This is a genomic window from Flavobacterium sp., assembly GCF_040402955.1.
Lineage (GTDB): Bacteria > Bacteroidota > Bacteroidia > Flavobacteriales > Flavobacteriaceae > Flavobacterium.
This window is the reverse complement of record NZ_JBBALQ010000015.1, coordinates 1-16,537: the sequence shown is the minus strand read 5'-3', so window position 1 is coordinate 16,537 and position 16,537 is coordinate 1. Positions and strand designations below refer to the sequence as shown.

Genomic DNA, 16,537 nt, shown 5'->3' with positions numbered 1-16,537 from the left:
AGAATTGACAAATTACAAAGAAAATGAATCAGGATTATATCGTACCAAATAATTGGTCAATCATAGAAGAAGGATTTGAAGCGGATAGAGTAAAATCTTCCGAAAGTTTATTTAGTATTGGAAATGGTGCTATGGGGCAACGTGCCAATTTTGAAGAGCATTACTCAGGTGATACGTTTCAAGGTAGTTACATTGCCGGGGTATATTATCCAGATAAAACAAAAGTAGGCTGGTGGAAAAATGGCTATCCCGAATATTTTGCTAAAGTATTAAATGCACCAAATTGGATTGGTATTAATATAGAAGTTAATGGCGAAAATTTAGACTTAGCAACTTGTAAATCAGTTTCAAACTTCAGACGTGAATTGAATATGAAAGAAGGTTGGTACCAACGTTCGTTTCAAGCTATTTTGCAAAATGATGTGGAAGTTAAAATACACGTTACTCGGTTTTTATATTTAGATATTGATGAATTAGGAGCAATAAAATACCAAGTTACACCAATAAATACGGATGCAAAAGTAGTTTTTAAACCGTATTTAGATGCCGGTATTGAAAATGAAGATACCAATTGGGAAGAAAAATTCTGGGAAACCTTAGAAATTAAAAACGAAGAAAATAGTGCATTTATTGTGGCTCGAACTTTAAAAACAAAGTTTACAGTTGCCACTTATATGCAAAATCAAATTATAGTAAATAACGAAATTACCGATGTAAAACCTGTTGAGGTAACAAAAGAAGCTTCAAAAATTATGTTTTCTTATGAAGTGGCTGCCACACAAGGACAAACAGTAAGTATACAAAAATTTGGTGGCTACACCATTTCTACCAATCATAAAGAAGAATACCTTATTTCTTCCGCAAAAAAAGTATTGCTTCAAGCGACTACTTTAGGATATACTACTTTATTTGAAAATCAAAAACAAGCTTGGGCTAAGATTTGGGAAATGAGCGACATCACTATAGTAGGCGATATCAAAGCACAACAAGGTATTCGTTTCAATATTTTTCAATTAAATCAAACCTATTTAGGTAAAGATTCACGACTAAACATAGGTCCTAAAGGCTTTACGGGTGAAAAATACGGAGGTTCAACCTATTGGGACACCGAAGCGTATTGCATCCCGTTTTATATGGCAACAAAAGATCAAAATGTAGCCAGAAGTTTATTAGAATACCGATACAATCAATTGGATAAAGCCATCGAAAATGCCGAAAAAAACTTAGGGTTTAAAAACGGCGCAGCACTTTATCCAATGGTAACCATGAATGGCGAAGAATGTCACAACGAATGGGAAATTACTTTTGAAGAAATTCACCGAAATGGCGCCATTGCATTTGCTATTTATAACTATTACCGATTCACAGGTGATTATAGCTATATTCCAGAAAAAGGATTAGAAGTTTTAATCGGAATTGCTCGTTTTTGGCACCAAAGAGCTACTTTTTCTACAAACAAAAATCAGTTTGTAATTTTAGGAGTAACCGGACCAAATGAATACGAAAATAACGTAAATAATAACTGGTATACCAATTATATAGCAAAATGGTGTATCAATTATACGTATGCTCAAATTGAAAAAGTAAAATCGGAATACACTTCTGATTACGAAAGAATTATGAGTAAAGTAAACTTAAATGACGCCGAATTACAATCTTGGAAAAATACAGCAGACAATATGTATTTTCCTTTTTCGGAAGAACACGGCGTATTTTTACAACAAGATGGTTTCTTAGATAAAGAATTAGTAAAAGTTTCCGATTTAGATAAATCTCAACGACCAATTAACCAAAAATGGAGTTGGGACAGAATTTTACGTTCGCCATACATAAAACAAGCCGATACGCTTCAAGGGTTTTATTTCTTTGAAGATGATTTTACCAAAGAACAATTAGAAAGACATTTCGATTTTTACGAACCTTTTACGGTTCACGAAAGCTCACTTTCACCGTGTGTGCATTCTATTCAAGCAGCTGCTTTAGGAAGAATGGAGCAAGCATATACTTTTTATTTAAGAACATCTCGTTTGGATTTAGATGATTATAATAAAGAAGTGCACGAAGGATTACACATTACATCTATGGCAGGAACTTGGATGAGTATTGTCGAAGGTTTTGGAGGAATGCGTGTAAAAAACAACCAATTGCACTTTGAACCAAGAATTCCAGAACAATGGGAAGGCTATTCGTTTAAAGTCAATTTTAGAAATGCTATCGTTAAAATAGAAGTAACCCATCAAGAAACCAAAGTTTCTGTTGAAGGAAATCAAGAAGTAGAAGTAATCATTAATGGCGCATCGCAATTAGTAAAAAATTAATAAAATGAAAAAAATTGTATCGTTTATCCTTGTTTTAACAGCTATTTTTGGGGCTTCTGCCCAAGAATTTCAATCGCCAAATGGTAATTTTAAAATGTCGTTTTCACTTGGAAATGATGGTACACCTATGTATCAGCTTTTTTTTAAAAACAAAGAAGTAATTAAAAAAAGTAAATTAGGTTTAGAATTACAAAAGGATAAAAAGTCGTTAGTAAATGATTTTAAAGTGATGGATACCAAAGAAAGCACGTTCAACGAAACTTGGAAAACAGTTTGGGGTGAAGAAACGCAAATTCAAAATCATTACAACGAATTAGCCGTTACATTAAAACAAAATGAAACCGACAGAGAAATCATTGTTCGTTTTCGTTTGTTCAATGAAGGTTTAGGTTTTCGATACGAATTTCCGCAGCAAAAAAACTTAATTTATTTCGTAATTAAAGAAGAAAGAACCGAATTCGCTATGACTGGAAATCATACCGCATTTTGGATTCCAGGGGATTACGATACACAAGAATACGATTACACGGAGAGTAAATTATCTGAAATTAGAAGTTTATTTAGAGGTGCAGTTTCAGAAAATGCTTCACAAAAACAGTTTTCTGATACAGGCGTACAAACGTCTTTAATGATGAAAACAGCGGATGGATTGTATATTAACATTCACGAAGCGGCTCTAATTAATTATTCGTGTATGCATTTGAATTTAGACGATAAAAACTTCGTATTTCAATCGCACTTAACGCCAGATGCAAAAGGGAACAAAGGTCATATTCAAGCACCAAGTGTTTCGCCTTGGCGAACCATTATCGTAAGTAATGATGCCAGAGAAGTTTTAGCATCAAGAATGACATTAAACTTAAACGAACCTTGTAAAATTGAAAACACCACTTGGATTAAACCTGTAAAATATGTTGGCGTTTGGTGGGAAATGATTACCGGTAAAAGCTCTTGGGCATATACAGAAGATTTGCCTTCTATTCAACTTGGTGTAACAGATTACACTAAAGTAAAACAAAGTGCCAAACACGCGGCAAATACCAAACACGTAAAAGAATATATCGATTTTGCAGCATTACATGGTTTTGATGCCGTTTTAGTAGAAGGCTGGAACGAAGGTTGGGAAGACTGGTTTGGTCATGAAAAAGATTATGTTTTTGATTTTATTTCGGCGTATCCAGATTTTGATGTAAAAGGAATTCACGAATATGCCAAATCAAAAGGAATTAAAATGATTATGCATCACGAAACGTCTGGAGCTACAAGAAATTACGAACGCCATTTAGATGTAGCGTATCAATTTATGAAAGACAATGGATACAACGCTGTAAAAAGTGGTTATGTTGGAAATATTTTGCCTTTAGGTGAGCACCATTATAGTCAATCTATCTTAAATCATTACCAATATTGTATTGAAAAAGCGGTAGATTATGAAATTATGGTGAACGCACATGAAGCCGTTCGTCCAACAGGTATTTGCAGAACGTATCCAAACTTAATTGGAAACGAAGCAGCACGTGGAACGGAATTTCAAGCATTTGGAGGTTCTAAAGCCAATCATACTACTGTTTTACCATTTACAAGATTAATGGGCGGTCCAATGGATTACACCCCAGGAATTTTTGAAATGGATATTGCAAAATTAAATCCAGGAAATAACTCGCATGTAAATACTACTATTGCCAATCAATTAGGGTTGTATGTGGTTATGTATAGTCCACTTCAAATGGCTGCCGACTTGCCAGAAAATTATAACCGATTTTTAGATGCCTTTCAATTTATTAAAGATGTTCCAGTGGAATGGGCAACTTCAAAGTACGTAGAAGCAGAACCAGGTTATTACATCACAACTGCAAGAAAAGATAAAAACTCAAATAATTGGTTTGTAGGAAACGTGAACGGAATAAACGCTAGAACGTCAACTATTTCATTAGACTTTTTAGAAAAAGGTAAAAAATACGAAGCTACAATTTATGCAGATGCTACCGATGCACATTATAAAACAAATCCACAAGCGTATAAAATCACGAAACAAAAAGTAACATACAAATCAAAACTACAACTAACAACTGCTCCAGGTGGTGGTTACGGAATTAGTATTGTTGAGGTTAAATAAATTCAGAACATTAAAAACTAGATTATGAAAAAAATACTTTTCTTATTGCCTATTTTACTATTCAATTTTTCTTTTGGACAAATTGATAAAGTAGAACCGCCTTTTTGGTACGAGAACATGACAAACAATCAGGTTCAAATTATGTTTTATGGTAAAAACATCGCTCAAAATACCGTAACGGTTTCAAACGGCGTAGTTATTACTCAGGTTCAAAAAACAGAGAATCCAAATTACGTTTTCGTATCTATCGATTTGAAAAATGCGTCGGCGCAAGAGTTGATCTTTACGTTTAAAAATGGTAAAAAATCATTTAATCAATCGTATTCGATTAAAAAAAGAAAGGAAAATTCGCGTAATCGTAAAAGTTTTGACTCGTCGGATATGATGTATTTAATTATGCCTGATCGATTTGCCAATGGAAACGAAAAAAATGATTCGGATTCAAATTTACAAGAAAAAGCCAACAGAAATAATCCGGGAGGGCGTCATGGCGGAGACATTCAAGGTATTATAAATAATTTAGATTATTTGCAATCGCTTGGTGTAACAGCACTTTGGAGCACGCCTTTGTGTGAAGATAACGACAAAGGCTATTCGTATCACACGTATGGGCAATCAGATGTGTATAAAATTGATGCACGTTATGGAACAAATGAAGAATATGTGCGCCTTTCTTCAGAAATGAAAAAGAGAAACATGAAGTTAGTTAAAGATTATGTGACGAATCATTGGGGTGCTGAACATTGGATGTTTAAAGACATGCCAACATACGATTGGTTTCATCAATTTCCTGGTTACAAACAAAGTAACTACCGAATGACCACACAATACGACACAAACGCTTCTGCAACAGATGCAAAACTTTGTATGGATGGCTGGTTTGTGCCAAGTATGCCCGATTTGAATCAATCGAATCCATTAGTATTAAATTATCTAACTCAAAACGCGATTTGGTGGATTGAATATGCCGATTTAGATGGATTTAGAGTAGATACATATTCATATAACGATAAAGCAGGCATTGCAAAATGGACAAAAGCCATTACCGACGAATATCCTTATTTTAATATTGTTGGAGAAGTTTGGATGCACGATCAAGCACAAATTTCGTATTGGCAAAAAGACAGTCCAATTGCTAAAATTCAAAGCTATAATTCGTATTTGCCAAGTGTAATGGATTTTACCATGCACGATGTTTTTGGAAATGTATTTAACGAAGACAATCCAAATTGGAATGATGGAATGATTAAGTTTTATGAAAATTTTGTAAACGATTTTCTTTATGATAACCCAAATAATTTATTAATTTTTGCAGAAAATCATGATACCAACCGTTTCAATCAGAACTATAAAAATGATTTAAGTAAGTATAAAATGGCCATAACTATTTTAGCTACGATGCGAGGTATTCCTCAATTGTATTATGGTTCAGAAATTGGTATGGCGGGCGATAAAGGCAAAGGGGATGCAGACATTCGTCAGGATTTTCCTGGTGGTTGGGCTTCGGATAAAAACAATGCTTTTACGGCTTCGGGAAGAACAGCTGAACAAGCAAAATATTTTGATTTTACCGCTAAAGTTTTCAATTGGAGAAAATCGAAATCTGTAATCCATAACGGTAAATTAATGCATTATCTGCCAGATAACAACGTGTATGTTTATTTTCGTTACAACGATACTGAAAGTGTAATGGTTGTCGTAAATAATAGCAAAGACAAACAAACTTTAAAATTAGATAGATTCAAAGAAAGTTTGGCTTCCTATTCAAGTGGAAAAGACATTATTTCGGATGCGAATTTCGATTTAAAATCAGAACTTTCTATTGAAGGAAAATCGAGTTTAATTTTAGAATTAAAAAAATAAGATTCAAATGAAATTTTGGTTTTTAATAGCGTTTAGTTGTATGTGTTTTTCTCAAGAAAATATAAAAATCAGTGATTTGCAAAATAATAACGATTTTGTAGGACAAATAAAACGTATTGAAAACTTTCCATCAAAATATGTAGTTTCCAGAACGGTTGATGTTTGGTTGCCAAAAACATATTCAGAAACTAAAAAATACCAAGTGTTATATATGCACGATGGACAAATGCTTTTTGACGGAAAAACCACTTGGAACAAACAAGAATGGGGCGTAGATGAAAAAATAGACTCATTAACCCAAAAGAAAGCAATTAAAGAAGTAATTGTAGTTGCTGTTTGGAACATTCCAACCATTCGACATTTAAATTATTTTCCACAGAAAGCATTTGATTTTTTAAGTGATACAGATAAAAAATTCGTAATAGATGAAGCTAAAAAAATCAATTTAGATTTGACACAAATTTCATCAGATAGCTATTTAAAGTTTTTAGTTTCCGAAGTAAAACCATTTATAGATTCTCATTTTTCAGTGTATACCGACAAAGAAAACACCACAATTATGGGATCCAGTATGGGTGGATTAATTTCAATGTATGCCCTTTGCGAATATCCAGATGTTTTCGGGAAAGCTGCTTGTTTATCGACACATTGGATTGGTCTAAAAAATGTAGAAAACAATCCTATTTCAAACGCTTTTTTCAAGTATTTAATGGCTAAATTACCCAATCCAAAAACACATAAAATTTATTTTGATTTCGGCACAAAAACCTTAGATGCGGAATATGTAAGACATGAAAAAGACGTCAATGATATATTAAAAGCTAAAGGATTTGATGCATCAAATTCTAAAAATTTAAAATTTGAAAATGCCGATCATACTGAAAAATCTTGGAACAAACGTTTAGAAATACCTTTACAATTTTTATTTAAATAGTTATGAAAAAATTAATAGTATTGGCATTAGTTGCCTTAAGTTTTACAAATAGTTACGCCCAAAAAGCAACTGATTTAACAAGTGATAAATTAGAAAATGCCGTAATTTACGAAGTGAATATTCGACAATATTCACCTGAAGGATCATTTAATGCCTTTACAAAAGACATTCCGAATTTGAAACAATTAGGTGTAAAAGTCATATGGATTATGCCAATTTTTCCTATTTCGCAAACGAAAAGAAAAGCAACTGGTGGCGATAACAGTAAATTTGCTTCAGAAATGCCAGCTGCGGAACAACATAAATACTTAGGAAGTTATTATGCCGTTTCTGATTTTAAGAAAGTGAATCCAGAATTTGGAACGCTTGAAGATTTTAGAAATTTAGTAAAAACCGCACATGAAAATGGTATATATGTGATTTTAGATTGGGTACCAAATCACACCGGTTGGGATCATGTTTGGATTAAAGAACATCCAGAATATTACACAAAAAATGAAAAAGGGGAAATTATCGATCCAATCAATCCAGAAACAGGAAAAACTTGGGGCTGGACAGACGTTGCGGATTTAAATTATGACAATCAAAACCTAAGAAAAGAAATGAATGCTGACATGAAATATTGGCTTCAAAAAGAAGGTATTGATGGTTTTAGATGCGATGTAGCCGGAAATGTTCCTACTGATTTTTGGCAAAAAACCATTCCAGAATTACGTGCTGTAAAAAATATCTTTATGTTAGCAGAAGCCTGGGAACCAGAATTATTGAAAGATAATTTGTTTGACATGGCATACGGATGGGAAGCTCACAACACGATAAATAGAATTGCTCAAGGCAAAAACACAGTTGAAAATTGGGATAAATTAATAATTGACGATGCAAAAAAATATGCTTCAGATGATATTTTAATGAATTTTGTTGACAATCATGATGAAAATTCTTGGAATGGAACCATTCAATCTCGTTTAGGTACTGCTGAAGAAGCCATGACAGCTTTAACGTATGTTATGCCAGGAATGCCTTTAGTATATAGTGGTAATGAATATGGATTGAAACACAGTTTAAAGTTTTTCGAGAAAGATTCAATTCCAAAATCAAAAGGAAAGGAATGGGAATTAAGAGCAAAATTAGGCCAATTAAAAAATGAAAATTCAGCTTTAAATGGAGGAAAAAATCCAGCGTCTTATAAGCGAATTTCAACAAATGACGACACAAAAATTTTAGCGTTTGAACGTGAAAAAGATGGTAAAAAAATCATTTATATTGCCAATTTATCGAATCAAACTATTGAAACAAAAATTCAATTAAAAGGCGATTTTACCGATTATATGTCGGGTTATAAAATACAATTTAGATCCGATGCGCCAATTGGACTAAAAGCTTGGCAATATTTAATTTTAACGAATTAAAATATTTCTTAATTATATACTACCAATTCTCTATATGAATACTGCATTTTTGAATAGGTAAAATTATTTTATAACAAACTCAATTTCAATCTTATAACAATAAAATTTTATTATATTTGTAAAGTATTTTAAAAGGTTCGTGTTTTATAAACTAGCAGTTGATGAAAATACAGTAATTAAAAATAAAACTATGAAAAAATCATTGTTATCATTATTGTTAATTATATCAATCAAATTATCCGCTCAATACAATCCAGATGCCCCTTGGATGCAAGCTCTTGGCGAAAAAAACGGAACAGCTACTTTGGCAGAAATGAAGTCTAGTTTTGACGAATATTGGCAAACTCACGATCCAAATATTAAGGGAAGTGGGCACAAACCTTTTATGCGTTGGTACACAAACATAGAAAATCAAATAAAAGAAGACGGAACGCTAGAAAATTATGACGATTTAATGTTGGCTTTCAATCAAAAAAAGCAACAACGAAATGCTCAAACTGTTGCCGTTACAAGTAATTGGACGCCAATACACGGAACACAATCTTATATAAATACTGGTTCGTGGTCTTCAGGGCAAGGCAGAGTAAGTTGTATTACAGTCGATCCATCAAATCCCAGTATCATCTATGTTGGTATGCCAGCTGGCGGCATTTGGAAATCTATAGATGGCGGTACAATCTTCGTGCCATTATCTGATGATTTACCGCAAATTGGAGTGAATTCTATTGCTGTTGATTATAACAATCCAAATATTATATTTATAGCAACTGGAGATAGGGACGGAGGTAATACATCAAGTGAAGGGATTTGGAAGTCCATAAATGGTGGATTAACTTGGACTTTAACAGGCTTAACAAAAGCTTTAACAGGAAGCGCATGTCCAGAAATTTATATACATCCAACCAATTCAAGCATATTATGGTGCGCTACCAATAATGGTGTTTTTAGAACCACAGATGCCGGAACAAATTGGACAAAAACATTAAATGTTAGTGGAACCCGAGATTTAAAGATAGTACCTAACGACCCTACAACAATATACGCAACCACAGCCACACTTTTTTACAGATCAGTTGATTCTGGAGCTAATTTTACTCAAGTTGGAGTTGGGTTACCCGCAACATCTGGTAGAATGGCAATTGCCGTAACTGCCGCCGATGCAAATATTGTTTATGCATTAAGTGTAACTTCGAGCAATATTCTTCAAGGAATATACAAATCAACAGATCAAGGAGCAACTTTTACAGCCGTTAACACAACACAAACTCAAATTGCTAGTACACAAGCTTGGTATGATATGGCGATAACTGCTTCGCCAACTAATGCCAACGAAATTTACACTGGTTTTTTAAATATTTGGAAATCGGTTAATGGCGGAGTTACTATGACACAAGTTAATAGCTGGAGTGCACCATTTTCAGCATCATATTCTCATGCCGACATACATTTTTTAAGATTCTATGGAAACAAATTATATTGTGGTAGCGATGGAGGTATTTATGTAACTTCAAATGGCGGTACAAATTTTACCGATTTAACAAAATCCATGCAAATTGGTCAACCCTACAAAATAGCTGTATCAAATCAAAACTCAGACAAAATTATTTCTGGATTGCAAGATAATGGAGGACATGTATTTAACGGTATCAGGTGGCAAAATTTTTATGGAGCTGATGGAATGGATGTAGGGATAGACCCAACTAATTCAAACTTATCCTATGGTTTTATTCAATACGGACAATCATTTTACAGATCAACAAATGGCGGTGCCTCAGGCGGTGGCGTTTGTGGCGCACCAGTTGATGAAACGGGGCCAAATGATAATGGCGGAAAATGGGTAACACCACTTGCTTTAAATAATTCAGGAGAAGTTTATGCAGCATATAAAAATTTCTATAAATTAGTTAACAATGACTGGGCTTTGCAAAACTCAACACCAGATACTTTAGGAGCTACTGATGTTGAATTAATTGCTATTGATCCATCAAACAACAATACTATTTATATCGCAAATAATTCACAATTATATAAAAGTGAAGATGAAGGTTTAACTTTTTCATTGGTGCATACAAGTACTTCAAATATTGTTGGCTTAACGGTTCATTCAACTAACAGCAATATTGTTTACTACACTACTTCATCTCAAGTTATGAGGTCTTTAAATGGCGGCATTACTTTTTCAGCAATAACTACATCGGGGATGCCATCAATTTCAAGAACTTGTATTGCACATCAGAATAATGCAGTCAATTCTTTATATTTGGGGACAACTTTAGGTGTTTATTATTACGATGATATAGCGGCGTCTTGGTCGCCATTTGAAACGGGTTTACCAAATGTTAAAGTAACAGACTTAGAAATCAACTATGTTGATAACAACATTACCGCAGCTACTTATGGTCGTGGTGTGTGGCGTTCTTCATTGCCAACAATACTTGCATCTGCAGAATTTGAAAAGAATAATTTTGTAATTTATCCGAATCCATCAACTGATATTTTCAATATAAAAATTGGCGACATTCAACTTCAAAATTTAGAAGTAATAGATATTTCAGGAAAAATATTATTTTCAAAAAAAGATTTTGACAATTTAGATGGCGAAATTCAAATTGATTTATCCAATGTTGCAAAGGGAGTTTATTTCATAAAATTATCCGCAGACACAAAAAGCGTGGTAAAGAAAATTGTAAAAAATTAAAACTAATTACATAAAAATTAAAAGCAACTTTAAGTTTTCATAAGTTCGGCAACACGAATTAATGAAAGATAATTATTTCTGTTTTTACGAACATCATACAAATACAATTTTAAGAACAAGAACCATAAAAATGTTAACTAACAAGCATAAATAATTATTGATTATCCAAATCAGTATTTGTATTTGAGGTAGCAATTAAACGTTGTTTTTTAAAAGAATAAAAAGCAATAATCACACTAAATAACATTAAGATACCTCCCAAAACAAAAGGTGCTCCAGGAAAATGAACAACTGCATTTTTATTAGTAAAACTATAAAACACATTACTCATTAATGGCGGACCAATAATTGATGTCACACTCATCAAACTAGTTAACGTGCCTTGAATTTCGCCTTGTTCATTAGCGGGAACATTTTCCGTAATTACAGATTGCAAAGCAGGACCAGAAATTCCGCCTAAACAATACGGAATTAAAAAGGCAAACATCATCCAACTTTCTGTAGCGATGGCAAATAAAAACATCCCTAAAGTATATAACACTAAGCCGTAAATAATGCTTTTTTCGTTTCCGATTTTTGGATTGATCCATCGGATTAAACCACCTTGTACAATTCCAACAAGTAAGCCAATGATTCCTAATGAAATCCCAACCATTTTTTCGTCCCATTTAAATTGATACATAGTAAAGTAACTCCAATTGCTATGCACGGCGTGCGAACCAATATAAACAAGCGTGATGGAAATAAACAAGCCAAATATTTTGGGATATTTTTTTAAATTTATGATGGCACGAATTGGATTTGCTTTTGACCAATCTAATTCTCTTCTGTTTTCTTTGGGTAACGATTCTGGTAATACAAAATAACCATATAAAAAGTTAATGAAACACAAAACAGCTGCGGCATAAAACGGAACTCTTGCACCAAATTGCCCTAGTAACCCACCAATTACTGGTCCAATGATAAAGCCAATTCCGAAAGCAGCACCAATCATTCCGAAGTTTTTAGCTCGGTTTTCTGGGGTGCTAATATCGGCAATGTAAGCGGTTGCTGTTGTAATGCTTGCACCAGTTATTCCTGCAATAATTCGTCCGATAAATAAAAAAGTTATGGTTGGCGCAAAGGCTAAAAACAAATAATCCAATGAAAAACCTAAAAGTGAAAATAAAATAATGGGACGTCGCCCATATTTATCACTTAAATTCCCAATAAGCGGCGACAATAAAAATTGTGTAAAAGCATAAGCAAATAGCAACCAACCTCCAATTTTTGAAGCTTCACTTAAATCGCCGTTAATTAATTCTTGAATCAATTTTGGGATTACTGGAATAATAATTCCCCAACCCGTAATGTCAATTACTAAGGTTAAAAATATAAAACCGATTGCTGCTTTTTTCTCTGTTTTCTTCATGTTTTTATTGTCAGTTTTATAAATTCAAACCCTATGCGTATTTGTATCTTTTCTCAAAGACTTCATTTCTATGGTATTCCAAATATTCTAATCTTTTTGCATTTATGAATCTATTATCTAATGAATAATTTGTAATAAAATCTTTTACATCTTGTTTCAAGTGAGTTGCGAAAATGATTTCTCCATTATCTCTAAATGTTATATAACCTAAATCAAATAACGAATCAATGTTTCTACTCAATAATATTCCATTATTTGGATCATAAGCTTCATCTTCGTTTGATTTTATGAATGGTTTTATATGACTCGCGATTAAAGTTGGATAAGATAATTGTTCAACCATACATTTTTCATCTTCATATATAGAAAAGCTTTCTTCTTTAAGTTGATTTTTATATATTAAATGCAAATATGGATTTCGTTTTCTTGTTGTTATTTCAAGATTTTCTCCAAAAATTTGTTTAGCATCTTCAGTAAAATATAGTTCGTTGCTTACAAAAACAATATCATCAAGTTTTCGTAATAGGTTTGTTAAATATCCAATTTGATTGTATTTCCTTTCTATGAAATTTATTTGATTAGCAATTATAACATAATGGTTTAATTCAATTTTAGTTAAATAACCTTTTTTTATATGATCTATATCAACTAACATTAAAGCAATAATGTCTTCTTTTGATAATTTACCAACCTCAACTAAAGTATTAATTAAAAAATTTAACTGATGCAATTTAGAGTCCTCATTAATTGATTTGTTAAAACTTGAATAGGAATATACAATTTTTGATAGAATAGTATTTCGTTTACGATTGGTTCTTGCATTTAAATATTCTACAGATTCTTTTTGATAAGAAGCTAAAAATGAATTAATAAATCCCATTTTAACTAATTGATTTATAGCTTTTCTAATTGAAATTAATTCAATTCCAATAACTTCTTGAATTCTTAATTGCAATCTTGTATATTTTTCAGGGCTATACACTTCGCTTTTAAATTCATTTATAAAATCAATACAAATTTTCAATGTAGTTAAAAATTTATCTCCATTATAATCAGTAAAAGCATTTGTTAGGCTTCAATATTCCTCATAATTCTGCTCGTTCATATGAAAGTTCTTGTTTTGATGTTATATTTGTGTTTTCTACAATAAATAAATATTCCATATTTACTTTTTTGTTCTCTTTTCCTGTAATTTTATATACGTGTGGCTTTTCAACTAATTTGACATTATTTGAATATTTTTCTAAAAGTTCCATAAGTTGCTCTTTAGTTGGATATGATGAGTTATTATAGCTTAAATACCAATATTTGAAATTGTTTAATTTTGAAAATAGTTTATCGAATAATTCAATTGAAGTTTTTTTATCAATAAAATTATTTTCAAATGGTTGTAATTTTTCCCCAACAATATACTCATCTAACATACCATAAAAGCCAAAATAATTATTCATTGTTCCTGTGTATGGAGGATCTAAATAAATTATATCAGCTTCAACAGAATCAAGTGCATTAAAAACATCATCATTTATTGATAAATTCTCTTTAAGGTTATCAAAAATTGCTCTGTTGTATTCACTTACGTTTTCAATAAAATGCGATTTAAATGATTGATTATGATAAGCTCTTTTTCTTTTATACTTTTCATAACTATATACTTCATCTCTTAATTGTACAATTTTTTCCCAATTGATATTAAAACGAGAATAAGGCATTTTTCGAATCATTGCACGTCGCATTAAAATTAAAGCTAAAGCTTTTTTATACTCTGAATCTAATTTTTCAATGTTTTCTCTATATAAATCAAGTTCTTTACATTCATTTGGAAAAAAATAAACTTCTGAATATTGATTGAACATAAATCCTTCTTTAGGTTCCCCCGAAAATATTAATTCTACATCTTTATAAGAAAGTTTAGTTGAATTATTTTCAATTAAAGCTTTAGAAAGTAAATAGTTTATTTCTAAAATATCATTAGAAATTACTTTTAATCCTTTCGTTTTAGACTGATAACTTACAGAACTTCCCCCTGAAAAAGCATCAAAAACACTTTCGGCATCTTTTGGAAAATAATCTGTAATCCATTTAGCAATTTTTTCTTTATTGCCAATGAAATTTATTTTAGGAAATTTGTTCATCATTTTTCATCATTTTTTTAATTGTTAATGCAATTTCCTTTGCTAAAATTGGAGGAACTGAATTTCCAACTTGTTGTTGCTGAGAAATTGTAGAACCTTTAAATATAAAATCTAACGGAAAAGTTTGCAGCGTTGCTAATTCTCTAACTGTCAATGCTCGGTTTTGAGAATAATGAAATATTTTTCTCATATCACCAGTTACACAAACCGCAGGTTCTGTGCTCTTGTATCTTATATATTTTCGAACATCACCACTTTTTGGTCTTATTAATTCCGGAATTTCGTACCTATTTCCGCCATCTGAAACATATTTCATTTTTTCAAGCATTTGTTCTGAATGATTCATAGAAATATGATTAGGAATTTTTGATTTTTCTCCAGATTTAAGTTTAGGAAGTTTGTCAATAGCTTCTTTAATTGAAATCGGTTTATCAATTGTTTTTGTTGGAAAAATAATATTATTGGAAATTCTATTTCCAATAAATAAAATTCTATTTCTAACTTGAGGAATTCCAAAATCTGCTGTATTTACAACTTTGCAATCGACGTGATAACTCATTTTTTTAAAAAGCTCAGTAATTTCTTTTTTTGTTTCTCCTTTATTGTGTGTGAAAAGTCTAGCAACATTTTCCATAACAAAATAACTAGGTTGAACTATTTCAACTATTCTAGCAAATTCTCTAAATAATTGATTTCTTGAATCATCAATAAATTTTCTTCCGATATTTCCAGCCATACTGAAACCTTGGCAAGGTGGCCCGCCAATTATTACATCAATAATTTGTTTTCCAATTAATGACTTTATTTCTTCATTGGAAAGTTTGGAAATGTCTTTTTGGATAAGATTATGTTTTGGGAAATTTGTTTTATAAGTTTCGCAAAATCTTGGCTCAATATCTATTGAAAAAATATTATTAAAACCAACTTGGTCAAAACCTAATGACATTCCTCCAGCACCTGAAAAAAGGTCAATGTAATTTATTTCGTTTCTCATAAATCTAAATTTATTTGTTTAGTATTTATTGAACGTAGATATTTTACTTTTTCTTCTGCTACAAGTAATATTTCTTCTGAACAATTAGAATCATATATTTTTCGAGCAATGAAATCGCTAAAATATTCTTTTTTTAATTCGTCAATTTCGATTTTGAAAGTATCAGATAATAATACTAATCTTTTTTCATCAAAATCTCGTTTGCCATTTTCAATTTTACTCAAATTTGCAGAATCCAAATCTAATTTAGCTGCAAGCTGCGTTAGTGTCAAATTATTTTCAACACGTAACTTTTTTATAAAACTACCAAAACTTTCTTTCATGTGACTTTTATTTATAGACTTGTCAGGTTTTGACAAATTTATAAATAAAAAATTGATTTTATTATTTATAAATAAAAAATATTCAATTGATGTTAACAACAAAAAATCCCAAACTCTATTGAATTTGAGATTTCATATATTGGCAAACCTAACAGGTTTGAAAAACCTGTTAGGTTTAATTTTATAACTCCAACGCTTTTTTAGGATTGTTATCCATCAATAACTCCATTGGGTTTTCTAATGCTTCTTTAACCGCTACTAAGAATCCAACAGATTCTCTTCCGTCAATAATTCTGTGGTCATAAGATAAAGCCACATACATCATTGGGTGAATTT

At 31.6% G+C, this 16,537-nt stretch carries 12 protein-coding genes; 6 read left to right on the top strand and 6 right to left on the bottom strand.

Annotation, left to right across the window (positions count from 1 at the left end; translation table 11 throughout):
• The first annotated feature begins 23 nt into the window (after positions 1-23).
• The 6 genes from mdxK (at position 24) to ABWP78_RS07205 (ending at position 11,338) form a co-directional block, all read left to right on the top strand.
• Positions 24-2,318: a maltose phosphorylase MdxK gene (gene mdxK / locus ABWP78_RS07230; RefSeq protein ID WP_353170112.1), complete on the top strand. Its 2,295-nt coding sequence runs from the start codon at positions 24-26 to the stop codon at positions 2,316-2,318.
• A gap of 4 nt (positions 2,319-2,322) precedes the next feature.
• On the top strand, positions 2,323-4,434 hold the full coding sequence (locus tag ABWP78_RS07225) for a glycoside hydrolase family 97 protein (RefSeq protein WP_353170111.1): 2,112 nt from the start codon (positions 2,323-2,325) through the stop codon (positions 4,432-4,434).
• Between the two features lie 24 nt (positions 4,435-4,458).
• Complete coding sequence (locus ABWP78_RS07220) at positions 4,459-6,297, top strand: glycoside hydrolase family 13 protein (protein WP_353170109.1); 1,839 nt, start codon at positions 4,459-4,461, stop codon at positions 6,295-6,297.
• A 7-nt stretch (positions 6,298-6,304) separates the two neighbouring features.
• Positions 6,305-7,231: an alpha/beta hydrolase gene (locus ABWP78_RS07215; protein ID WP_353170107.1), complete on the top strand. Its 927-nt coding sequence runs from the start codon at positions 6,305-6,307 to the stop codon at positions 7,229-7,231.
• Positions 7,232-7,233: 2 nt separating this feature from the next.
• A complete protein-coding gene (locus ABWP78_RS07210) occupies positions 7,234-8,640 on the top strand; it encodes an alpha-amylase family glycosyl hydrolase (RefSeq protein WP_353170106.1) in 1,407 nt (468 codons plus the stop codon).
• Positions 8,641-8,830: 190 nt separating this feature from the next.
• Entirely contained in the window at positions 8,831-11,338 is a 2,508-nt protein-coding gene (locus ABWP78_RS07205) for a T9SS type A sorting domain-containing protein (RefSeq protein WP_353170105.1), read from the top strand.
• A gap of 154 nt (positions 11,339-11,492) precedes the next feature.
• On the opposite strand, the gene ABWP78_RS07200 is transcribed toward ABWP78_RS07205, so the two are convergent.
• From ABWP78_RS07200 to ABWP78_RS07175, 6 genes are all read right to left on the bottom strand, one after another.
• Positions 11,493-12,749: a TCR/Tet family MFS transporter gene (locus tag ABWP78_RS07200; RefSeq protein WP_353170103.1), complete on the bottom strand. Its 1,257-nt coding sequence runs from the start codon at positions 12,747-12,749 to the stop codon at positions 11,493-11,495.
• Positions 12,750-12,780: 31 nt separating this feature from the next.
• Positions 12,781-13,773, bottom strand: a complete 993-nt coding sequence (locus ABWP78_RS07195; RefSeq protein ID WP_353170101.1) for an HNH endonuclease — start codon at positions 13,771-13,773, stop codon at positions 12,781-12,783.
• Positions 13,774-13,834: 61 nt separating this feature from the next.
• The gene (locus ABWP78_RS07190; protein WP_353170099.1) at positions 13,835-14,887 is read right to left on the bottom strand and encodes a DNA adenine methylase; all 1,053 of its coding nucleotides are present in this window, start codon (positions 14,885-14,887) and stop codon (positions 13,835-13,837) included.
• A complete protein-coding gene (locus ABWP78_RS07185; protein ID WP_353170098.1) occupies positions 14,868-15,878 on the bottom strand; it encodes a DNA cytosine methyltransferase in 1,011 nt (336 codons plus the stop codon). Before ABWP78_RS07185 ends, ABWP78_RS07190 begins: the two co-directional genes overlap by 20 nt.
• Positions 15,875-16,201: a helix-turn-helix domain-containing protein gene (locus tag ABWP78_RS07180; RefSeq protein ID WP_353170096.1), complete on the bottom strand. Its 327-nt coding sequence runs from the start codon at positions 16,199-16,201 to the stop codon at positions 15,875-15,877. The genes ABWP78_RS07185 and ABWP78_RS07180 overlap by 4 nt, the downstream gene beginning before the upstream one ends.
• A 181-nt stretch (positions 16,202-16,382) precedes the next feature.
• Positions 16,383-16,537, bottom strand: a 155-nt coding sequence (locus ABWP78_RS07175) for a 2-oxo acid dehydrogenase subunit E2 (protein WP_353170144.1), incomplete at its 5' end; no start/stop codon positions are given.

Coding starts and splice junctions, on each gene's coding strand:
- ABWP78_RS07190 (WP_353170099.1), bottom strand. CDS start 14,887: ATGATGAACAAATTTCCTAAAATAAATTTCATTGGCAATAAAGAAAAA.
- ABWP78_RS07225 (WP_353170111.1), top strand. CDS start 2,323: ATGAAAAAAATTGTATCGTTTATCCTTGTTTTAACAGCTATTTTTGGG.
- ABWP78_RS07205 (WP_353170105.1), top strand. CDS start 8,831: ATGAAAAAATCATTGTTATCATTATTGTTAATTATATCAATCAAATTA.
- ABWP78_RS07180 (WP_353170096.1), bottom strand. CDS start 16,201: ATGAAAGAAAGTTTTGGTAGTTTTATAAAAAAGTTACGTGTTGAAAAT.
- ABWP78_RS07200 (WP_353170103.1), bottom strand. CDS start 12,749: ATGAAGAAAACAGAGAAAAAAGCAGCAATCGGTTTTATATTTTTAACC.
- ABWP78_RS07220 (WP_353170109.1), top strand. CDS start 4,459: ATGAAAAAAATACTTTTCTTATTGCCTATTTTACTATTCAATTTTTCT.
- ABWP78_RS07210 (WP_353170106.1), top strand. CDS start 7,234: ATGAAAAAATTAATAGTATTGGCATTAGTTGCCTTAAGTTTTACAAAT.
- ABWP78_RS07215 (WP_353170107.1), top strand. CDS start 6,305: ATGAAATTTTGGTTTTTAATAGCGTTTAGTTGTATGTGTTTTTCTCAA.
- ABWP78_RS07185 (WP_353170098.1), bottom strand. CDS start 15,878: ATGAGAAACGAAATAAATTACATTGACCTTTTTTCAGGTGCTGGAGGA.
- mdxK (WP_353170112.1), top strand. CDS start 24: ATGAATCAGGATTATATCGTACCAAATAATTGGTCAATCATAGAAGAA.